Source organism: Amycolatopsis sp. cg5 (assembly GCF_041346955.1).
In the GTDB taxonomy this organism is placed as follows: domain Bacteria; phylum Actinomycetota; class Actinomycetes; order Mycobacteriales; family Pseudonocardiaceae; genus Amycolatopsis.
The window spans coordinates 4,119,305-4,140,427 of record NZ_CP166849.1 but is presented as its reverse complement, the minus strand read 5'-3'; the positions used below and the strand labels follow the sequence as shown (position 1 = coordinate 4,140,427).

Below are 21,123 nucleotides of genomic sequence, written 5' to 3'. Positions count from 1 at the left end.
AAGACCCAGCCCCCGAGTCTTTGCCCTTCGCGTACGCGAGTTTGCCCGTCCTGCACGGGTTTTGCCGGTCTCGTACGCGGGAGGGACCCCCGGGGTGGTCAGGTGCCGGGGGTGACCGGGGTCTTGGAGACGCCCTTGCCGCCGGTGGCGGTGTTGGAGGCCCCGATCACGTTGGGCGACTTCTGCGTGATGCACGAGCTCTGGTTGGTGGCGTTGATGCCGTAGCCGGTCGCGTTGGTCAGCGTGAAGGTGTTGTTCTTGAAGACGTTGCCGCAGCCCGTCTTGCCCCACACGTTGTGGACCTGGAAGCCGTCGAGGTACGGGTTCTTCACCTTGTTGCCGGTGATCGTGTACTTGTCGCCCTTGACGTCGATCGTCGAGTCGCCGGAGTTCTGGTTCTTCTCGCCGGTGCCGTCGAGGATGTTGCCGGAGATGACGCCGTCGTGGGTGCCTTCCTTGATGTCGATGCCCTCGGCGGCGACGCCGGGGCCGATCTTGTTGTTGAGTGCCTGGCCGTAGTCGCTGGCGTCGGGGCTCTTGCCGCCGTTGGTGCCGAAGCAGGACCAGTTGCTGTTGGCCGAGCCGAAGTAGACGCCCTCGCCGTAGCCGGGCTTCTCCTTGCCGGTGTTGTAGATCGTCGAGTTCTTGATGACGCCGTACGCGCTGCTCTTGCGGAAGTGGACGCCCTCGGCGCCGACGTCGTGCACGGTCACGCTGTCGATCGTGACGTGGGAGGCGCCGTCGAGGACGATGCCCTTCTGGGAGTCCTTGACCGAGATCCCGGTGATGTTCCAGTAGTTCGCGCCTTGCAGCCACAGGCCGTAGCCGGTCTGGCCGGACGGGCAGTCGGTGTCAGCGGGCTTGAACACCGGGTTGTGGAGCACGGCCTTCGCGGTGCCGGTGAGGGTGATCGGGGACGAGGCGGTGCCGGGTTTGGCCGCGATGAACTGGCCGCTGTAGTCGCCGTCCGCCAGTTTGATGGTGACGCCGGGTTTGGCGGCGGCGAGTGCCGCGGACAGTTCGGCCGCGTTCTTGACGTTGACCGTGTCGGCGGCGGGCTGGGCCACGAGCTGGCCTGCCATCGCGACGGCCGCGAGGGTCTTGATGATCACGATGAGTGTCCTTTCCGGACGGTCAGTTCTTGAGGAACAAGGACTTCGCGGTGCTGGTCTTCGACGCGTCGACGCCGTGACCACCGGTGTAGTCGGCCTGTTCGTTGTGCGCCCAGTCGGTGATCGGCTTGCCGCCGATGTCCAGGTGATGGAACGCGGCGCCGTCCGAGCCGAACACGTAGATCCGCTTGTGGTCCGGGTAGTACGGCGTGTACGCCGCGCCCGCCGTCACCTGCTTGCTCATCGTGTTGTTGAAGAAGACGTTCCGGTATCCAGAAGAGCCTGACCATTTGACCGCCTTCTGCCCCGTCGACCAGTAGATCGGGAACCACGACGAGTCGTCGGGGCCGCTGCCGCCCTCGTCGCCGCAGTGCGCGGTGCACGACCCGGACCGGTGGTTGTAGGAGACCTTGTTCGTGTTCTGCTCGAACAGGTTGTTGCGCTCGTAGCCGCCGTGGATGTTGAAGTCCGAGTCGATGTCGTTGCCGACCACCACGTTGCCCGAAGCCGACCACTGGAACGTGAAGTGCCGGAGATCGCGCGTGGTGTTGCCGACGTACAACGAGTCCCACACGCGCGAACCGCGGAAGTAGCCGTTGCCGCCCTTGCCCTTGTTCCACGAACCGTCCAGCTGGTTGTTCACGAACTGCAGGTTCTTGGCCTCCTCGGTGACGATCGGGTGCGACCCGGTCATCATCGAGTGGATGCCGCGCACCCACGAGTTCGCCGCCCACTTGAACACGATGCCCTGCATGGCCAGCGAAGGCGCCAGGTTGCCGTAGTTGTTCTTGGCCTGCTCCGGCTTGAGGCCCGCGATCTCCTGCGTGAACGAGAAGTCCTCGAAGCCGACACCGACGATCGGGTCCACGATGGGCGACGCCTTCGACGCGTAGACGGCGCCGTCGATCGGCTGTGAACCGTCCGAAGTGGAATCGACCGGCACGTCGTACTCGAGCGGCTTGTCGATCGACACCGTGTGCTTCGCGGCGTCCACCGCGGTGATGGTGAACCACTGCTGGCGCATGTGCAGGTTCTGCAGCGGCCAGGTGGTCGGCACGGCGTTCATCGACTGGTAGAACTTCATGCTGTTGGCGGCGCGGATGTTGATGAACCCGCCGACCTTCATGTTCGTGGTCTTCGCACCCGCCGCCAGGTAGACGGTCTTGTCACCGGTGCGCGCGGCGAAACCCTTGTCGCCCGGCTTCTCGGCGAGTTTCGCGCCCGCCTTCCAGTGCACGTTGACCGTGCCCTCGAAGATGTCCTTGCGGTTGGCCGGAGCGCTCTTGTACTGCGCGGCGTAACTGGGATCCACGCCGCGTGACTGCACGCGGAACAGCCCGCGGCCCGGCCACAGCCAGCCGCCGGAACCGTCCTGATAGTTCATCTGCGCCTGGTCCCACTGGTCGCCGTCGGGCGTCAGCACGTCGTATTCGGTGTTCTTGTCCGGTTTGTACACGAACTTGGTCTTGTCCGTGCCCGCGCCGCGCAGGATCAGGTAGTTCGCGTCGACGTGGATCTCGTGCGTGACGTTCAGCGTGCCCGCCGGGAAGGTGATCAGGCTCAGCTTGTCGTAGCCCGCCGACGGCGAACAGGACGTGTGGATCTTGTCGATGGCCGCCTGGATGCCCGCCGTGTCGTCGACACCGTCGTCCGGTTTCACCTTGTACGTGGTGGCCAGCTGGGCGGCGGTGATCTTGCAGGCCGCACTGGGATTCACCGCGCTCGCGCCGGGAATGTCCTTCCCGCCGCGGAAACCCGCCTTGCTCCAATCGTAAAGACCTGGAACCGGGGCGGCGCGGTTGCCTGCCGAAGTGTCCAAAGTGGTCAGCGCGCCGGTGCCTGCCGCGGCGGCGCCGGGCTGGCTCAAGCCGGTCAGTCCGGCCGTGACGCACGCGGCGGTGGCCAGCAGCGCGGCCATTTTTCTGCGTGACAACGAAACCTCCGAGATGAAATCGGGCACCGAGTACGAACCGGGCCCACAAGAGAAGGGACAGCGCGGTCCATCCGCGCACGACTGCTCTAGCGGCGCGCGGAAGTGACTCTTCCGGTCGCGAGTGGCCGTGGCGCCGCGAAGAGGGCGCGCGGTTCGGCTGGAGCCGGCGAGACGGTCGCCTGTCTGTTCAACGGTTCCTCCGTAGCTGACTGGTTCGCACCAGGACTGCATGAAGGCGGCGGATGCGTCGGACGATACCGCCGACCGGAACATTAGTAAAGAAGGCTTCCAAACTTGGTGGGCAAAAAACCAGTATCAACAACGGTGACTACCGAGGGGGTTGACACGCTCACCGGGACAGGATCATCCTGGTCCCCCGTTAGGAAAGAAACTTTCCAAACAAAGACCGCATCCGACCGCCAGCGCCCGGCCACGACGCCGGGGGCAGGGCGACTCGCGCTCTGCGTCTCCCCTCCCCGTCATCGTGGACGGCCGGTCGGCCGCCCGCTCTAGGAGCGTGTATGCGCACCTGCGGCACAAAGCCTTCTCCCAGCCCGAATCCCGGTGTGGACAGATCCGCGGGCCGCACCGAACGTCTGCAAGAGCAGCTACCCGAAGCCGGTTTCCCGCGTGGCGCGGGTGTCGCCTCGGCGGCCGGGCTCACGCTGCTGGTCCTCGTCGCCGTCTTCTGCCTGCTCGGCCTCACCACCGCGAACCCGATCGCGGCACTGTTCGGCGCAAGCCGGCCGGTGGTGCCGCCCGGGGTCGCGGCCGCACAACAACGGGACGCCGAGGCGTTCGCCAAGACCGTGGGCGCGTCGGCCACCTCGGCCGCGCACGACTTGCAGCTCGCCGCGGACTCGCGCGTGTTCGACGATCCCGGGAACAGCCACGCGCTGAGCACACTGAGCGCCGCTTATCATTCCTGGCGCGGAATCGCGCTGCTCGAGGCCGCTTCCCGCACGCCGATCGCCGCGCACGGCGAACCGGTGCAGGCGGACGCGCTCGCCGGACTGGACCTCGGCCGTCCGACGGTACGCCCGTACACCCAGCCCGGCGGGGTGCCGCTGATGCTCAGCACGGTCCCGCTGCCCGGCGGGCGCGTGCTGGTCGCGGCCACCGCGCTGAAGATCGCCTTGCCACCACCGGGCGGCGCGCTGCGCCAGCATCTGCGGCTCGTGGCCGACGATGGCACCATTCTCGGCAATGTCGGCGCGGACGTGGCCACCGACCCGGAAACCCGTGACCTGCTCGGCACCGCGGCGCACGCGGCGGCCGCCAGTTCCGGGGTGCTCACCGGTGTCGCGGCGGCCGGGCCCGACCCGGTCGCGGCGGTGGTCGCCTACGCACCGGTCGCCACCGGCGCGGGTGCGCTCGGGCTTTCGGTCGTCACGGCGACGTGGCTGCCCGCAGACACCGCTCCGGCGCGCTGGCCCGGCCTGGTTCCCGCGCTCGCGCTGCTGGCGCTCGCCATCGGCGGTACCGTACTGCTGCGCCGCGGCCTGGTCTCCCCGATCCGGCGGCTGCGCGACGACGCACTCGCCGTGGCCTCCGGGACAGCCACCGGCCCGGTCCGCCGGTACGGGGCCACCGAAGTCTGCCGGATCGCCGCGGTGCTGGAACACTGCCGTCTCCGCGGCGATCTCAAGCTCGCGAAGCCCCGTGGCGTGCCCGCACGGCTGCTGATCGGCCTCGTGATGCTGTCGCTGCTGAGCTGGTCGGCTGTCGTGTTCTGCACGCTCGGCAGTCACTCGGCCCAGGTCCCGGCGACGCTGGTGACCGAGCAGGGACTGCGGCTGGCCCGCTCCGCCGACGCGCTCCGCTCCGCGGTCACCGGCGGCCTCGCCGAACTGCGCGCGGCGGCCCGGCTGAACGCGGGCAAGCTCATGGTCGACCGCCTGGCCGACGATTCCACGTTCCGCAGTGTGTACGTGCTCGACCCGGCCGGTGCGGTGACACAAAGCGCGGGCAGGCCCCCGTTGCGCGACGGCCCGTTGCCCGGTGACGCGCCCGCCGAAGGCCTGCATCAGCACAACACGAGCGGACGGCTGCCCGTCGTGTACGCCCACGTCCGGCTCGGCGACGGCCGGGTGCTCGTCGCCGAATACGACATCACCAGGCTCACCCAGCCACTCCGGGCGGCAGGCGCGCGGGCGCGGGTGGTCGACGAGGCCGACCGCACGATCATCGACACCCACGGCTACCTGGCCTTCACCCCGCTCGGCGACGCGGCGCTCAAGGCGGCCACCACCGCCGCGCGTGCCGGCCGCTCGTCGGGCCAGGTCGCTGACGACGCCATCCTCGCCGCCCGCTGGGTCGCGTCGCGGGGCCCGGCGACCGCGTTGCATTGGATCGTGGTGGCGGAACAGCCGATCGGCGCGCTCGGCGTCGCCGACGACACTATCCGCGACCGTGCCAGGGCCGCGGCTCTGTTCACCTCGGTGCTCGCGGTGTTGCTCGGCGGCTGGCACGAGCTCGTGGTGGTGCGCCCGCTCCGCCGGGTCGCCGCGGCGGCCGAGCGGGTCGCGACCGGGAATCTCACCGAAACCGTTTATCCGCAACGACAAGACGAGATCGGCACCATCGCGTCCTGTGTGGACATTTGCCGCCAGACGCTCGCCGTCCACCGGCTCGAACCGGTTCCGGAGCGGCGGCTCACCGGAAGCAGGTCATGAGATGCTCTTCCTCTACGGCGTCCTCATGCTCGGCGCCGGCTCCTTGCTCGTCGGCGGGCTGCTCGAACAGCGCGGCCACTACGCCAGACTGCACAGCATCCCGAAACGCGTGCTGGTCAACGGAATCCGCGGCAAATCGTCGATCACCCGGCTGTGCGCGGGCGCGTTGCGCGGCGGTGGACTAGTGACCACGGCGAAGACCACCGGCACGGCCGCCCGGTTCATCCACCCCGACGGCAGCGAGGAACCGGTCTACCGCAAGTTCGGCATCGCCAACATCGTCGAGCAGATCGGCATCGTCCGGCGCGCCGCCGCCTACCGCCCGGACGCGCTGGTGATGGAGTGCATGGCCGTGCTGCCCGACCTGCAGGAGATCAACCAGAGCAAGCTCATCCACTCGACCATCGGCGTGCTGTGCAACGTCCGCGAGGACCATCTCACCGAAATGGGCCCGACACTCGACGACGTCGCGCGATCGCTGTCCCGTTCCATGCCCGAGGGCGGAATCTGTGTCACCGCCGAAAAAGAGCGGCTGGACATCCTCCGAGCCGAGGCGGCGAGCCGGAACTGCGAACTCATCGCCGTCGACCCGGACTCCGTCACCGACGAGGAGATGCGCGGCTTCGGCTGGATCACGTTCAAGGAGAACGTCGCGATCGCGCTGGCCGTCGCCGACCTGCTCAACGTCAACCGGCAGCTCGCGCTCGAAGGCATGTGGGAGGCCCCGCCGGACCCCGGTGTGCTGCAGGTTCACCGCTATCGCAAGGAAAACACGCTGCTGCGGTTCGCGAACGTGTTCGCGGCCAACGACCCCGAATCGACCTTGATGAACGTCGACCAGCTGCGCGGCCAGGGCGCGATCGGCGCCCCGCTGCACGTGGTGATCAACTGCAGGCCGGACCGGGTGGAGCGCAACGGCCAGATGGGCGCGCTCGTGCCCCGTCTCGCGCCGGACCGCGTGGTGCTCATCGGCGAGCCGACCCGCAGCGCCCGCACGGCCGTTCCCGCCGAGTGGCAGGACCGGGTGCTCGACCTCGGCGGCAAGCGCACCGCCGAGAACCTGGTCCGCGACCTGCTCGACGGCCATGACGGCGACGAGCTGTCGATCGTCGCCATCGGCAACATCCACGGCCAAGGCGAGCTGCTCATCGACGAACTCGCCAAGCTCCCGTCCGGTCACCTCGAGCCGCTCCGATGAACGCCGCCGAGCTCGCCCCGGAGGTCGCGACCATCGGACTGGCCATCGGCCTGCTGCTGTCCCTGGTCTGCTACCTGACCACCAACCTGTCACCCGGCGGCATGATCACGCCTGGCTGGATCGCGCTCACGCTGATCGAGGACTACCGCCGCGCGGCGATCATCGTGTTCATGACCGCGCTGACCTACGGCGGCACGAAACTGGTGCAGCGCATGGTGATCCTCTACGGAAAGCGGCTGTTCGCCGCGGTCGTGCTGCTCGGTGTCGTGCTGCAGACGACGTTGCTGCTCTTCCTGCAAGCCGACCTGCCGCTGTTGTTCGTGCACCAGACACTCGGGTTCGTCGTGCCCGGTCTCATCGCCTACCAGCTGGTCCGCCAGCCGCCGGGCCCGACCCTGCTGGCCACCGGCGGCGTCAGCCTGGTCAGCTACGCCACGCTCGCCAGTGGCGTCCTCATTGGACTGGTCCCGTCACTCTGAAAGGGCTTCCCATGCGTGGCAAGGTTTTCGTGCTGGCTTCGGTGCTCGCGGTGTCCGGAACCGCTGCCGTGTACTACGCAGGCCAAGGGCGCGACGGCGTTCAGCTCGCTACGGCCGCCACAGGGTCGGCGCCGCGCGGCGGCGAGCGGTTCACCCGGCTCACCGATCCACCTCGGACGGTCGTCACCACGCCGGGTGGCGCGGTGGTGGCGACGCTGACCGACGGGTCCCGCACGGTCGTGCTGACCGGGCCGGCGCGGACCTTCGCCGAGCCGCGGTCGGCCAAGGCGACGGTCACGACCACGGCCTGGGTCCGGCTCGCACCGGAGCCCTGGTCGGCGGACGCGGAACGGGCGCCGTGGTTCAAGCCGTGGCTGACGGTCGCGTCCGGCGACACCACCCCCGACGTGCTCGCGGTGAGCAGCCAGTACCTCGAAGGAGCGCCGGCGGTGCGCGACCGCACCGGGACGCGCATCGCGGGCGACGCGGCGTTCGGCCGGAACACGGACTACGCCGACTATCTCGGCACCGGCGCGCTGGACAGCGCGGGCTTCGTCCGGCTGGTGTACGGCTTCCGTGAGGGCTATCCGTTGCAGGACAACGGTTCCGCGTTGCCACGGACTGCGGCTGACATGGCGGGGCATGGGCCCGGCACGCCGGTTGTGCCCGACACCGGCCGTCGCGCCACCGACTATTCTCATCTCCAACCGGGCGACCTGCTGTTCTTCACCAAGGCACCCGGCGCGGACGGCGTCACCCGCGTCGGCATCTACCTGGGTCTCGACGGCGACGGGCACCGCCGCGTGCTGGCCAGCTCGCCTGACACCGGCGGCCCGTCGTTCCTGGACACCGGCACCGAGTACGCGCGGACGTTCCGTTCCGCGAAGCGCTTGTGACCGCCACCGCGCTCCGGGTGCTGGCCTGCGCCGTCGTGGTGGCCGTGCTGGTCTTCGCGAACGTCGCGGCGCCGGAGACCGGGCTGGACACGCTGGTCGCCGACTTCACCGCGGGCCTCTCGCCACACCAGGAGTACCACCGGCCGAAGTCCGGTGAACTCGCCGCGGCCGCGACGGGGTTCGCCTCGGCGCTCGACCGCCGCGGCGTCGCCGACTTCGCCAAGATCGGCTTTTCGGTGCACGACGGGACCGATCCCGCGACCGGGCGGCCGTACACGATCGCCGTGCACGAGCGGGCCTGGGGCATGTACGTGATCGACCGCTCGGCGCCGCCGTCGCTGGCCGTCGAGGTGCCGCATCCGGCGTCCGACCTGCGGACGGAACTGCTCGGCGTCGACCTGTTCCGGCGTGAACCCGGCGCCGTGCTGCTGGTAGCGGGCACGCACCGGAAGGCGGCGGACGTCGCGCACGAGACGGACTCGGTGTTCCACGCGGTCGCCACGGTCTTGGCTCGGCGAGGGCTCGCGCAGGTTCAACTGCACGGTTTCGACGATCAGAACCTGCCCGCGACCGACGTCGTGCTGTCGTCCGGCGCCGGGCAGGCGGGTGACGCGGCGTGGCGCGCGGCCGACCGGCTGACGGCGGGTGGTTTCGCCGTGTGCCGTGCCTGGCGCGAGGGGTGCGACGGGCTGGAGGGCATGACGAACGTGCAGGGCGAGATGGCCGCGGCGGCCGGGACGGTGTTCCTGCACGTCGAACTGAGCCGGACGGTACGCGAGTCACGCCGGGAGGACGTCGTCCAAGCACTGAAGGAGGCAGGTTCGTGAGGAGACCATACGCGCTGACGCTGGGCGCGGTCGCGCTCGTCGTGGTCAGCACGGCCGTCGTCGCGGCGTGGCCGGGGTCTGAGGGCACGGTCCGCGCGGCAGGCGCACCGGCGGTGTCCGTGTCGGTCGTCGACGAGGCAGGTGCTCCGCTCGCGGCCACTGTGGACACCGGTGACGGCCCGAAACCCGTTTCGTCACAAGGCAAAGCCCGGGTCGAGTTGCGCTCGGGTCCCGTACTCGCGACCGTGTCCGCGCCCGGCCACCTCGCGGAGCCGGTCCCGCTCGGGCTGGAAGACGCGGGCAAGACCGTCCCCGTGCGCCTGTTGTCCGATCACGGCGGGAAGCGGTACGTCCTGCATTCCGCCGGTGACGTCATGTTCGGCCGCCGTTATCAGGACGCCCCCGAGCCGCTGGTGCCCAGCGCCGACGCCGGTCGCGGCGCCGAGTCGGTCGTCGACGCGATCGCACCCGCGTTCCGGCTGGCCGACCTGCGCACGGTCAACCTGGAGTCGGTGGTCAGCGCGGCCCCGCCGCAAGCCGCCTCTCCGGGCAAGCGGTTCATCCTGGAGTCGCCGCCCGCCACCACCGCCGGTCTGAAGAAGCTCGGTGTCGACGTGCCCTCGCTGGCCAACAACCACACGCGCGACTTCCAGGACGCGGGGCTCGCGGACACGACCAAGGCGCTCACCGCCGCCGGATTCCCGATCGTCGGGCTGTCCGACGGCGACCATCCGCAACCGGCCTACCACAAGGAGATCCGTGGGAACGAGGTGACGATGCTGGCCTACACCAGCGTCGACGGCGACTTCGTCAACGACAGCTACGCACGCTCCCCCGAAGGCGAAGCCTGGCAGAAACAGCCACGCCATTGGCGATTCGGCGCTCTGGTGCCCGACGCCGCCAGGACGATCGGCGAAGCCTGGCAGGTCTTCGACCGGCTCGAAGGCAAGCTGGCACCGTCCGAAGTGGCCTCGCTGTGGACGTCGATCACCCAGGTCTACCCGGAACTCCAGGACTGGGTCGCCCGCCGGGGGCACGGCGGCGCGGCGCCGTGGGATCCCAAGACCTCGCCGGCCGAGATCACGGCGGCGAAGCGTGGCCTCACGGTCGTCCAGCTGCACTCCGGTTTCCAGTTCCAGACCGCGTCCGGCAAGAGCACGCGAGAGATGGCGCGGGCGGCGATCGACGCGGGCGCCGACATCGTCATCGCCCATCATCCCCATGTCCTGCAAGGGATGGAGTGGTACAAGGGGCACCTGATCGCCTACAGCATGGGCAACTTCGTGTTCGACCAGGACTTCCTGTCCACCTTCGCCAGCGCGTTCCTGCGCACGGTCTGGGAAGGCGGCACGCTCGTCGAGGCGCGGCTCGTGCCGGTCGAGATCGACGGCTACCGCCCGGCGGCCGCCACCGGGGCCGCCGCCATGCGGACGCTGAACGGCATGTGGGCCAACGGTCTTCGCGACGTCCAAGCCCAGCGGGAGCCCGACAGCAGCGTGTCGACGACCCCGTTCGTCCGTGCCCCGGACTCGCGCCCGGCGCAGTTCCACTTCGAGCACGGCACGGCGCTGATCACCGCCGACGCGCCGCCCGAACGCCCGGTCACCGTGTCCGTCCCGGCACACGGCGACGCCACCATCCCGTTCGACGGTCTCGTCCGCCCGACCGGCACGGGGAACCTGTCCGTGGGGCAGGATCTTTTCGGCTGGGGGCATTTCGAGGACGACACCGCCGACGGCAACCCGGACCCGGCGACGCACTGGCCGCCGAGCACCGGCCCGCTCATCGGCGGCGGCTCACTCGGCGAGGCAGGTTACCTGCAGCTCAGCGGCAATCCCGCCGGGAAGCTCGCGCGCCCGGTCGCCCGCATCGCGCTGCCCCGGCACCCGGACCCGACCACGTACACCGTCCGGGCCAAGGTCCGCGTCTCCCCCGGCGCGACCCCGCTGCTGCGGATCGCCTCGTACCACTTCGACGACAGCGACCCGACCGAAGACCCGGACTCGCGTCTCGTGCGCGACATCGACCACACGGCGCAGGTCCCGTCCGACGGGGCCTGGCACGAGATCGGCTTCGACCTCACCTCGGCCGAACTCGGCAACATGGTGCTCCTCTACGCCGGCGTCCGTGGCGACTCGGCGATGGACACCGTCGACCTCGACGACCTCGAATTCGTCGAGTGGCGTCCGCCGTCCGGCGACTGGGCCCCGTACGACCACGTCCGCAACCACGGCGACACCCCGGTGACCGCCACCTTCGACAGCTTGGGAAGTCGATGAAACCCTCCGTAGTCGCTTTGTCCATTGTGGCCGTCCTTTTCGGACTCGTCACGCCGGTCTCGGCCTCCAGCCCACCTCAGTACCACTACGAGCGCGCCGAAAGCCCGGGCCGCACCTTGGTGATCAGCGAATCCGGGACCACCGTCGCCACCCTGACCGACGGGTCGCGGACCGGCGTCTTCCGCGGCCCCTCCCGGACGTTCAGCGAGCCGGAGGCGACCGCCGCGACGGTCACCACCAGGGACTGGGTCCGCGTCGCACCGCTGCCATGGCGGCTCGGCGGCGAGCACGACGCGGCGCTCGGCCGCTGGCTCACGGCCATGCTGACCGACCGGTCTCCTGACGTACTCGCGGTCGCGATGCAATACCGGCGCGGCACCGAGAACCTCTTCGACCCACGCGGTGTCCGGTACGCGGGCCGGGCGTTCTTCGGCCCGATGGTCGACGGCGAGCGCGTCACCGACTCCGACTTCACCGACTACCTCGGCGTGCCGTGGACCTACGCCGGCGGCGGGGTGCAGCAGCCCGACCCGATCCGCAAGGATTCTCTGGATTGCAGCGGTTTCCTGCGCATGGTGTACGGCTATCGGGCAGGCTTCCCGCTCGGTCTGTCCGGATCGGACGGCCGGTTGCCTCGGCAGACCAACGACATCGCGGCCGCCGGGCCTGGCACGGTGATCGTCCCGAACAGCGGCGCCCAGCCGCCGCCGGAGTCACTCGCCCGGCTGCGCGCCGGTGACCTGCTGCTGTTCGATCTCGACCCCGAAGACGGTCCGCTGATCGACCATTCGGCGATCTACCTCGGCCTCGATTCGGCGGGCCGTCCGCGCTTCATCTCCAGCCGCAAGCGCTACAACGGCCCGACCATGGGCGACCGCAACGGCCCCTCGGTGCTGACCGGCGACGGCGTGTTCGCGCGCGTCTTCCGCGTGGCCCGCCGCATCTGACCCGAAAGGAAACCCATGCGCAGCACCGCTGTCCTGCTCGCGTTCGGCCTGGCACTGACCTCCGCACCCGCGCTCGCGGCACCCCCACCGGCCAAGTCGTTCACGATCGTGCTCAAGCTCCGTGACGGCGCCGAGCGGTTCGCCGTCGACGTCTCCACCCCTGGCAATCCGCTGTACGGCAAGTTCCTCAGCCCTGCCGAATTCACCGACCGCTACGCCCCGACCGCCGACCAGGTCACCCGCGTCCGCACGCTCCTAGCCAAGTCGGGCTTCACCGTCGGCGAAACGGCCGAGGGCAACCGGTGGATCACGGCATCCGCGTCCCCCATGCGGCTGGTGAGGGTGGTGAGCCCGGACATCCTCGCGATCGCCGAGAGCACGCCGTCGGTCGCGTCGGCCACGGAAGATCCGCGTAGCGGCGGCTGCTCGGGTTTCTGGGGTCAGCAGAACCAAGACCTCCCGGCCGCCTACGGCCGCACGTCGTTCCCGACCACGCTGTGCGGCTACGGCGCCGATCAACTGCAGACCGCCTACGGCCTCAAACCCTCGCTCGTCGCCGGACGGGACGGTCACGGCGTCACCGTCGCGGTCATCGGCGCCTTCGACTCGCCCACGACCTACGCCGACGCCAACACCCACGCGACGACCTACGGCCAGCCGCCGTTCGCCGCGGGCCAGTACACCCGGAAGCTGTTCAAGCCCTACAGCCCGAGCGCGCCCTGCGGCGGCCGCGGCGGCTGGCACCGTTCCCAAACCCGCGACGTCGAAGCCGTCCACGCCGTCGCACCGGCCGCCAAGGTCCTCTACGTCGGCGCGCGTGATTGCGCGGACGGCATCGACGAGGCGATCAACTGGGTCGTCCAGCACAAACCGGCCACCATCGTGAGCAACTCGTACGTCTACCGCGGCGAGAACCTCCCGGCCGCCCAGATCCAGAAAACCCACTCCCTGCTGGTGCAGGCGGCTGCCGAGGGCATCGGTTTCGTCTACGCCTCGGGCAACGCGGGCGACGAGACCGTCAACGGCCTTCCGGCGCAACCGGACTACCCGGCCTCGGACCCGATGGTGACGGCGGTCGGCGGCACCAGCCTCGCCATCGACCAAGCGGGCGGCCGCCAGTTCGAGACCGGCTGGGGCACCGCGCTCAACCGGGTCGTCGCGGGCGCTTACCCGCTCCCCCAGCCCGGCACGTTCACGGCGGGCTCGGGCGGCGGCACCAGCACCCTCTTCGCGCAGCCCGACTACCAGCGCCGCAAGGTCCCGTCCGCGCTTTCCCGCCGTTACGGTGGCGCCGCCATGCGCGTCACCCCGGACGTCGCGGCGGTCGCAGACCCGTACACCGGCTTCGTCATGGGCCAGACCGTCGGCGGCCAATTCGGCCTGTCCACCACCGGCGGCACGGAACTCGCCGCTTCACTGTTCGCCGGGATACTGGCGCTCGCGAACACCGGCCGCCCGACACCGATCGGCTTCGCCAATCCGTTGCTCTACAGCCTGAAAACCTCCGCGTTCCACGACATCCAGCCCAGCCGCGTACCCCTCGGCGCGGCCACACCCGACGGCTCGGCCCTCGTCACGTTCGACCGCGACTCCTCGCTCAGCACCACCTACGGCTACGACGCCGTGACCGGCCTGGGCACCCCCGCCCCACCCCTCCTCCCCGCCTTGAAGCCGGGATAAAGCCCGCTTTACTCCCGGGGATTTAGCGGGCTTTATCCCCGGGAGTAAAGCCCGCTTTATCCCGGCTTCGAGGGTCAGGGCTTGGGTTGGAAGAAGGCGAGGAGGCGGTCGGCCGCGTCGGGGGCCATCAGCAGCTCCTGCATGTCGGCGGACATGCGGGCGGCGGCGCTGGTCCGGTCGAACATCTCGGTCTCGTAGTGGTTGATGGCGGCCGGGAAATCGGCCGGGTGTGCGGCCAGTGCGAGGCCGAGGAGCGCGCCGTCGAGCAACGCCATGTTGGCGCCCTCGCCGACCGGTGGCATCAGGTGCGCGGCGTCGCCGACGAGCGTGACGTCCGGCGACGACGGCCAGGTGAGACCGGCGGGCAGGGCCGTGATCGGCCGGGCCACGACCGTGTCGTCGCACGCCGCGATCATGCTGGTGAACCGGGAATCCCAACCGGACAGCAGCGAGATCAGCTTGGCGCGGGCGGCGGCGGGGTCGTCGAAGGGAATGCCGCAGGTGGCGATCCAGTCCTCGCCGGTGTGGTAGAAGCTGACGCCGATGCGGACGCGGCCGTCGCCGTTGCGCTGCGCCGCGAACGACAGGCCGTCGCCGAGCACCCAGTAGTTGCCGCGCCCGATCATCGCCGCGAGGTCGGGGTGGGTGCGGTCGATGTCGGGAATGCCGACCTCGACGATGTTCTGGCCGAGGTGCACCGGGCGGGCGTCGGTGAGGAGCGCGCGGACCCGCGACTGCGCGCCGTCCGCGCCGACCAGGAGGTCGTACGACGCGCTGCCGCCGTCGGCGAAACGCAGCACTCCCTCGCCTGCGGACGCGAAAGCGTGTCCCCAGCGGACCGTGCCTTCGGGCAGGGAATCCAGCAGGAGGTCGCGCAGATCGGCGCGGTCGACCTCGGGTCGCAGGAGCGGGGCGTCGTCCGGGGTGTCCTCTTGGAGCAGCAACGTGCCGTCCGGCCGGAGCAGGCGCATGTCCTGGCCTTCGCCGCGGGCGATGGTGAAGAACTGGTCGAGCAGCCCGGCCTCGCGCAGCGCGCGCTGGCCGGAATGGATGTCGAGCATGCCGCCTTGGCCGCGTGCGTCACGCGAGGATTCTCGTTCGTACACAACGGATTCGATGCCGTGCACGTGCAGCACCCTGGCGAGCGCGAGTCCGCCCATTCCGGCTCCGACGATGGCGATGGGCATGGGTCCCCCAAGAAATCGATACACTGTATTGGTCGCGATACAGTGTATCGAAGGATGCGGTGTATTGTCACCCGCATGGTGGTGTGGGAGCGGCCGGAGCCGCCGAGTCGACCGGCTTTGGCCCCGCTGAGCAGGGAGGCGATCGTGCGGGCCGCGATCGCGCTGGCCGACGCGGACGGCCTCGACGCGGTGTCGCTGCGCAAGGTCGCGGGCGTGCTGGACGCCGGGCCGATGCGCCTCTACGGCTACATCGCCACCAAGGAAGAGCTGCTCGACCTGATGGTCGACGCGATCTACGCCGAGATCAGGCCGTCAGGTACCGGATGGCGCGAAGTGCTGCGCTCGCTCGCCGAGTCCACCCGCCAGGCCGTCCACCGGCACGAATGGTTCGCCGACCTGATCGGCGGGCGGCCCCAGCTCGGGCCGAACGCGCTGGCCAGGGGTGAGGCCGTGGCGGCCGGACTGGGCGCGGTCCAGGTGGACGACGTCATGCCGGTGGTCGGCGCGGTCGACTCGTACGTGATCGGCGCGGTCCGGCGGGAGATCGGCGAGCGGCGCGCCGAGCGAGCCAGCGGCATGGACCAACGGGCGTGGCAGCGGGCGTTCGGCCCCTACCTGACGCGGACCTTCGCGACCGGCCGGTTCCCCGCGCTGGCCACGGTCGTGCACGACGCCGCGCATCTGGACGCCGACGAAACCTTCCGCATCGGCCTGGATTTCCTCTTAGACGGCATCGGAGTTCACCTCTCGCGCTGAACGCAGGATCCGCCAGCACAGGTAAACGCAGGCGCCCGCCGCCGGCGCGCCACCCAGCACAGTGGCGGCGACGCCGAGCGGGATCACCGCGCCGGCCGAGTACAGCGGCACCAGAACCGCCGACGCGATGGCGAACTTCGCCAGGAACAGCGCCGTGCACAGGTAATAACGCCGGTCCTGCCGCCCAGCGCGGCCTTCACCACGCACCTTGGCCATCACCAGCCCGATCAGCGGCCGGCGCACCACAATGGACAGTCCGAACAGGACGAAGCCCGATGCCTGCAGCACGATGGCGGACAGGTAGAAGTCGACCGCGCGTCCCGTCCCACCGGCCAGCAGCGCGGACGCACCGACCACGACCAGGCCGAGCACCGGCTGCCAGCTCTTGCCGCCGGTGCACAGCCGCACCACGGCCAGCACGAGCACCCCGCCGACCGCGATCAGCGCGGACAGTCCCACCTGCCCGGTCAGCTGATACGCCACCAGGAACACCACCCGCGACGCGACACCCTCCGCGACCGTGCGCCAGCCACCCACCGCGTCGAACAACGACAGGGACTTCTCGGTCAGCATCCCTATGCTCACGCCGTCACCGCCGCGAAGTTGTGGTGGCGCATCGTGTTCTCGTAGCCGCCGATCGCTTCGAGCAGGTCGCCGCGGCGCGCCTCGGCGAGCGCTTCGCTCAGCCACCGCGCGTCCCGCATCGCCAGATTGGCGCCGAAACCCGGCGCCAGGTGGATGGCGTCGCCGATGAGCGTCACCGGGCCGGGCTGCCAGGGCGGCATCGGCGGGATGGTTCCGATGCGCAGCGCGACCGTGAGGTCTCGCCAAGCCTCGGCGACGACGGTCCGCAGCACCGACGGCAAGGACGCGGCCAGTTCCTCGGCGCAGACCCACGGATCAGCCGATCCGAGCCGCTCGCGCACGACGGGCAGCGCCCACATCACGTAGTCCTCGACCATCTGCGGCTCGGCGAAACGCAGCACGCCCAACGCCATCATCGTCCCACCGGCTCGCACACTGGCGGGATCGTGACCGATCAGTTCGGACAGTCCGGTCCCATCGACAGCTCGCAACGGGGTCGCACCCATGATCATCCGCCGTCCGGTGTCGACGACCCGTACGTCGGGCAGATACTGCCTACGCACCGTCGAACCGATGCCGTCCGCGCCGACCAGCACATCCGCTGTATCCGTGTGACCGTCGGCGAACCACACCCCGACCGTGCCGTCGGGTCGGTGCTCGAACCGCTCGAACTCCGCCCCAAAGCGAACCACGTCGCCCAAGCCCGTCAACAACACCTCTCGCAGCAGCGGCCGATGCACTTGACGGCCGGGCAGCGCACCCGACGGCCGGGTTCCCACGACGGTCAGCCTGCCGTCCACTTCGGACAATTCCAGCGTGCGTTCGCGCAGGCCGCCCGCGGTGGCCTCCACCGTCGCGGCCTGCGCGGGTGGCAGGCACGCTCGCAGCGCCGACATACCGCGCTCGTCGATGTGCAGGCTGATCCCCTGCGGCCGCCCCAGTTCGCCGTCGCGCTCGTACACGGCGACGTCGATCCCCGCGCGGCGTAGCCCGTGCGCGAGCGTCAACCCGCCCGGACCAGCACCGATCACCACTACCCTCATGCCGTCCCCCATTCTTCACCGCCTGATGAAAAACACGGTACACGCAAACTTCATCACCGGTGAAGAAATGGGTGCTACGCTCGGGCGGCCATGACAGAACCCGACACCCACCGCCGCCCCGGCCGCTGGCGCTCCGGCGCGGAGAGCAGGCAGCGGATACTCGAAACCGCGCGCGAACTGTTCGGCGCACACGGCTACGCGGGCACGACCGTGCGCGCCATCGCCACCGCGGCCGAGGTCGACCCGGCGATGGTGTTCTACTTCTTCCGCACCAAACAAGGCCTGTTCAGCGCCGTGATCGAGATGTCGGAGGCCGTCCCGCCCGCCATCGACTCGCTCTTCACCGGCGACCTCGGCACGCTCGGCGAACGCGTCGTCCGCACCCTCGTCGAGAACCTCGACAAGTCAGGCCGGACCCCGCTGGCGATGCTGACCAGGTCGGCGCCCGCCGACGAGCGGTCCGCGGCGCTGATGCGCGAGTTCATCGACCGGGAGCTCACCGACCGCATCGTCACGCTGCTCGGCGGTTCGGACGCCGCGACACGGGCGGGCATGGTCAACGTCCAGCTCCTCGGCATCGCGGTGGCCCGCTACCTCGTGCGCCTCGAGCCGATCGCGTCCGCCTCCGCCGACGAGGTGGCCGCCACCTACGGCCCCCTCGTCCAGCACTGCCTGACCGGATAAGGCCGTCACGGCACCGGAAGGCGGTGTGCCGCGCGCGAAGCGTGGCTCAGGTCGAGGCCGGTGGTCTCCGGGGCGAGCCGTTGCGAGACCAGGCCGCCCGCCGCGAGCACGGCCGCCCCGATCAGCAGTGTCGGCCCGACACCGAGATGGTGCAGCGACAACGGGAACAGGAACGTCCCGATCGCCGCGCCGACCCGGCTCATCGCCGTCGCGAAGCCCACCCCGGTGCTGCGGATCGCCGTCGGGAACACCTCGAGCGGGTACACCGCGGTCAGCGCGCTCGACGCCGCGTTCAGGAACGAGAACACCAGGAAGCACAGGACCACGACGACGATCGGCGCCGACGGCCACACCCCGATCACGGCGAGCGCGACCGCGGTGATCCAGAACGGCGGGATGAGGAGCCTGCGGCGGCCGATCCGTTCGACCAGCAGGCAGCCGGTCGCCACACCGAGCACCGCGAAACCGTTGCTGGCCAACGAACCCGCGAGCGCGTTGTCGCCGAAGCCGAGCGCGGTGAGCACCTGCGGTGAGAACGTGCCGATCGCGAAGTAGGGCAACACCAGCGCGGCCCAGAAGGTGCTGGCGAACAAGGTGCTGCGCCGGTGTTCGCGGGTGAACAGGGCACGCAGGCTGTTGCGGCCTTCCGCGTCGGCGAGTTCGGTCGCGACGTCGACGTCCAGGCCGAACTTCCGGATCAGCTGCTCGGCCTCGTCACGGCGGCCCTTGCTCAGCAGCCGCGCAGTGACACGCAGACGATCGCGATGATCGTGCTGCTGCCCAGCGTCCAGCGCCATCCTCCGTCCACTTCGGACAACGCGTAGCCGACGGCGAACGCCAGCATGTAGCCGACGTACCAGCTGACTTCGAGGCTGGCCAGCAGCTTGCCCCGGTTGTGCTTCGGCGCGTACTCCGAGAGCAGTGGTGCGCCGATGGCGTACTCGCCGCCGATCGCGATGCCCATCAGCAGCCGGATGACGAACAGCTGCCAGGCGTCGGCGACGAAGAACTGGGCGACCGAACCGATCAGGAAGATCAGCATGTCGGTCAGGAAGACGATCCGGCGGCCGTAGCGGTCGGCGAACCAGCCGAACAGCGGCCCGCCGAGGAAGATGCCGACCAGCGCCGACGCGCCGATCAGGCCCGCCATCCAGTCGGACACCGCCAGGTCGGTGGTGATCGCGGGCAACGCCGCGCCGATCCCGCCGAGGATGTACCCGTCGATCCCCTGGCCGACTTGCGTGGCCAGGTTGAGCTTCGTCCGCAGCCCGCGGACGGTCGATTCGGTGCCAGGCGACACTGCCATGGTCGGATTCCTGTTCTAGTCGAGGGGCCAATCGACGGCGTAGTACCGGGTTTCGAGGAACGCTTCGATGCCTTCGCGGCCGCCCTCGCGGCCGAGGCCGGACTTCTTCACGCCGCCGAACGGCGCGGCCGGGTCGGAGATGAGCCCGCGGTTGACGCCGACCATGCCGGTTTCGAGCCGGTCGGCGACCCGCAGCGCGTGCCCGAGGTCGGCGGCGTAGACGTAGGCGGCGAGGCCGTGGACCGTGTCGTTGGCACGGGCGAGCATCTCGGCCTCGTCGGTGTAGACGAGCACCGGCGCGACCGGCCCGAACACCTCGGTGCGCAGGATCTCCGCGTCGTCCGGCACTCCATTGAGGACGGTCGCGGGGTAGAACCAGCCCGGCGATTCGGGGTGTTCTCCGCGCGCGACCAGGTGCGCGCCCCGCGCGAGCGCGTCGTCGACGAGTGCGCCGATCTTGGTCACGGCGGCGGCGTTGACCATCGGGCCGAGTGTGACGCCCTCGGCCATGCCGGGTCCGATGTGGACGGACGACATCGCGGCCGCGAGCTTGGCGGTGAACTCCTCGGCGACCGATTCGTGCACGTAGAACCGGTTCGCGGCGATGCAGACCTCTCCCCCGCCGCGCATCTTCGCGTCCATCGCGCCGGCCACGGCCGCGTCGACGTCGGCGTCCTCGCAGACGATGAACGGGGCGTTGCCGCCGAGCTCCATGGTCACGTTCACGACGTTGTCCGCCGCCTGCTTGAGCAGCAGCGTGCCGGTCTCGGTCGACCCGGTGAACGAGAACTTCCGCACTCGCTCGTCACTCAGCCACGCGCCGACGACCTCGGCGGCGCGGTCGGTCGGCAGCACGGTGCAGACACCGCCGGGCAACCCCGCCTCGGTCAGCAGCGCGGCGATCGCCAGCGCGGTCAGCGGCGTGTCCGGCGCGGGCTTGAGCAGTACCGGGCAGCCCGCCGCGAGCGCGGGCGCGATCTTGCGCGCCGCCATCGCCGCCGGGAAGTTCCACGGTGTGACGAACGCGGTCACCCCGGCGGGGACGCGGCGCACCACGTGCCGGAAGCCGCCGCCCGGCGCGTCGCCGAACGACGAGCCGACGCGGACCGCCTCCTCGGCGAACCAGCGGAAGAACTCGGCCGCGTAGCCGACCTCGGCGAACGCGTCACGGTAGGCCTTGCCGTTCTCCAGCGTGATCAGCCTGGCCAGCGGTTCGGCGTGCTCGCGCATGGCCTCGAACGCCCGGTGCAGGATCTCCGACCGGCGCCGCGCCGGCGTGTCCCGCCACGGCCCGGCCGCGGCGGCCGCCACGTCGACGGCCTCGACGGCGTCGGCGGCGCTCGCCGACGAGACCTCCCTGATCAGCTCGGCGGTGGCCGGGTCGAAGACGCCGAACCGGCGCCCGTCCGAGGCCTCCCGGCGGGTCCCGCCGAGCACGAGGTCGCCCTCGAGACCGGTCTTCGCGATCGTGTCGATGTCCACGCTGCTCCTCCGCGCTGTTTCGGCGATGAGGAAAATTAGGCGCGGATTCGACGG

At 70.1% G+C, this 21,123-nt stretch carries 18 protein-coding genes; 10 read left to right on the top strand and 8 right to left on the bottom strand.

What is annotated here, in order from left to right:
* Positions 1 to 98: 98 nt before the first annotated feature.
* A complete protein-coding gene (locus AB5J62_RS18695) occupies positions 99 to 1,112 on the bottom strand; it encodes a right-handed parallel beta-helix repeat-containing protein (RefSeq protein ID WP_370949503.1) in 1,014 nt (337 codons plus the stop codon).
* Between the two features lie 22 nt (positions 1,113 to 1,134).
* Positions 1,135 to 3,045: a hypothetical protein gene (locus tag AB5J62_RS18690; RefSeq protein ID WP_370949502.1), complete on the bottom strand. Its 1,911-nt coding sequence runs from the start codon at positions 3,043 to 3,045 to the stop codon at positions 1,135 to 1,137.
* Between the two features lie 566 nt (positions 3,046 to 3,611).
* On the opposite strand from AB5J62_RS18690, the gene AB5J62_RS18685 reads away from it, so the two are divergent.
* The 8 genes from AB5J62_RS18685 to AB5J62_RS18650 are packed head-to-tail and all read left to right on the top strand — an operon-like array spanning position 3,612 to position 14,026.
* Complete coding sequence (locus tag AB5J62_RS18685; protein WP_370949501.1) at positions 3,612 to 5,720, top strand: HAMP domain-containing protein; 2,109 nt, start codon at positions 3,612 to 3,614, stop codon at positions 5,718 to 5,720.
* Position 5,721: 1 nt separating this feature from the next.
* Complete coding sequence (gene pgsB, locus AB5J62_RS18680; RefSeq protein ID WP_370949500.1) at positions 5,722 to 6,918, top strand: poly-gamma-glutamate synthase PgsB; 1,197 nt, start codon at positions 5,722 to 5,724, stop codon at positions 6,916 to 6,918.
* A complete protein-coding gene (locus tag AB5J62_RS18675; protein WP_370949499.1) occupies positions 6,915 to 7,397 on the top strand; it encodes a poly-gamma-glutamate biosynthesis protein PgsC/CapC in 483 nt (160 codons plus the stop codon). Before pgsB ends, AB5J62_RS18675 begins: the two co-directional genes overlap by 4 nt.
* A gap of 11 nt (positions 7,398 to 7,408) precedes the next feature.
* Positions 7,409 to 8,293, top strand: coding sequence for an NlpC/P60 family protein (locus AB5J62_RS18670; protein ID WP_370949498.1), 885 nt, complete (start codon positions 7,409 to 7,411; stop codon positions 8,291 to 8,293).
* A complete protein-coding gene (locus AB5J62_RS18665; protein WP_370949497.1) occupies positions 8,290 to 9,120 on the top strand; it encodes a hypothetical protein in 831 nt (276 codons plus the stop codon). Before AB5J62_RS18670 ends, AB5J62_RS18665 begins: the two co-directional genes overlap by 4 nt.
* Positions 9,117 to 11,399, top strand: coding sequence for a CapA family protein (locus tag AB5J62_RS18660; protein WP_370949496.1), 2,283 nt, complete (start codon positions 9,117 to 9,119; stop codon positions 11,397 to 11,399). Before AB5J62_RS18665 ends, AB5J62_RS18660 begins: the two co-directional genes overlap by 4 nt.
* Positions 11,396 to 12,346, top strand: coding sequence for an NlpC/P60 family protein (locus tag AB5J62_RS18655; RefSeq protein WP_370949495.1), 951 nt, complete (start codon positions 11,396 to 11,398; stop codon positions 12,344 to 12,346). The genes AB5J62_RS18660 and AB5J62_RS18655 overlap by 4 nt, the downstream gene beginning before the upstream one ends.
* 15 nt (positions 12,347 to 12,361) lie before the next feature.
* Positions 12,362 to 14,026, top strand: a complete 1,665-nt coding sequence (locus AB5J62_RS18650; protein WP_370949494.1) for a protease pro-enzyme activation domain-containing protein — start codon at positions 12,362 to 12,364, stop codon at positions 14,024 to 14,026.
* Between the two features lie 74 nt (positions 14,027 to 14,100).
* Here the strand turns inward: AB5J62_RS18650 and AB5J62_RS18645 are convergent, their stop codons facing one another.
* Positions 14,101 to 15,213: an FAD-dependent oxidoreductase gene (locus AB5J62_RS18645; protein WP_370949493.1), complete on the bottom strand. Its 1,113-nt coding sequence runs from the start codon at positions 15,211 to 15,213 to the stop codon at positions 14,101 to 14,103.
* Between the two features lie 75 nt (positions 15,214 to 15,288).
* On the opposite strand from AB5J62_RS18645, the gene AB5J62_RS18640 reads away from it, so the two are divergent.
* The gene (locus AB5J62_RS18640) at positions 15,289 to 15,969 is read left to right on the top strand and encodes a TetR/AcrR family transcriptional regulator (RefSeq protein WP_370949492.1); all 681 of its coding nucleotides are present in this window, start codon (positions 15,289 to 15,291) and stop codon (positions 15,967 to 15,969) included.
* Here AB5J62_RS18640 and AB5J62_RS18635 read toward each other — a convergent pair.
* A complete protein-coding gene (locus tag AB5J62_RS18635; RefSeq protein ID WP_370949491.1) occupies positions 15,937 to 16,554 on the bottom strand; it encodes a DUF3159 domain-containing protein in 618 nt (205 codons plus the stop codon). The two genes, AB5J62_RS18640 and AB5J62_RS18635, sit on opposite strands and share 33 nt — an antisense overlap.
* Positions 16,551 to 17,597 (bottom strand): FAD-dependent oxidoreductase, encoded by a 1,047-nt coding sequence (locus tag AB5J62_RS18630; RefSeq protein ID WP_370949490.1) that lies wholly within the window; start codon positions 17,595 to 17,597, stop codon positions 16,551 to 16,553. Before AB5J62_RS18630 ends, AB5J62_RS18635 begins: the two co-directional genes overlap by 4 nt.
* 90 nt (positions 17,598 to 17,687) lie before the next feature.
* On the opposite strand from AB5J62_RS18630, the gene AB5J62_RS18625 reads away from it, so the two are divergent.
* Positions 17,688 to 18,281, top strand: a complete 594-nt coding sequence (locus AB5J62_RS18625; protein ID WP_370949489.1) for a TetR family transcriptional regulator — start codon at positions 17,688 to 17,690, stop codon at positions 18,279 to 18,281.
* A 5-nt stretch (positions 18,282 to 18,286) separates the two neighbouring features.
* Here the strand turns inward: AB5J62_RS18625 and AB5J62_RS18620 are convergent, their stop codons facing one another.
* The 3 genes from AB5J62_RS18620 to AB5J62_RS18610 are packed head-to-tail and all read right to left on the bottom strand — an operon-like array spanning position 18,287 to position 21,069.
* Entirely contained in the window at positions 18,287 to 19,078 is a 792-nt protein-coding gene (locus AB5J62_RS18620) for an MFS transporter (protein WP_370949488.1), read from the bottom strand.
* Positions 19,012 to 19,587 (bottom strand): MFS transporter, encoded by a 576-nt coding sequence (locus AB5J62_RS18615; RefSeq protein WP_370949487.1) that lies wholly within the window; start codon positions 19,585 to 19,587, stop codon positions 19,012 to 19,014. Before AB5J62_RS18615 ends, AB5J62_RS18620 begins: the two co-directional genes overlap by 67 nt.
* Positions 19,588 to 19,602: 15 nt before the next feature.
* Positions 19,603 to 21,069 carry an NAD-dependent succinate-semialdehyde dehydrogenase gene (locus tag AB5J62_RS18610; RefSeq protein WP_370949486.1) on the bottom strand — a complete coding sequence of 489 codons (1,467 nt, stop codon included), beginning with the start codon at positions 21,067 to 21,069 and terminating at the stop codon, positions 19,603 to 19,605.
* Between the last annotated feature and the right edge of the window lie 54 nt (positions 21,070 to 21,123).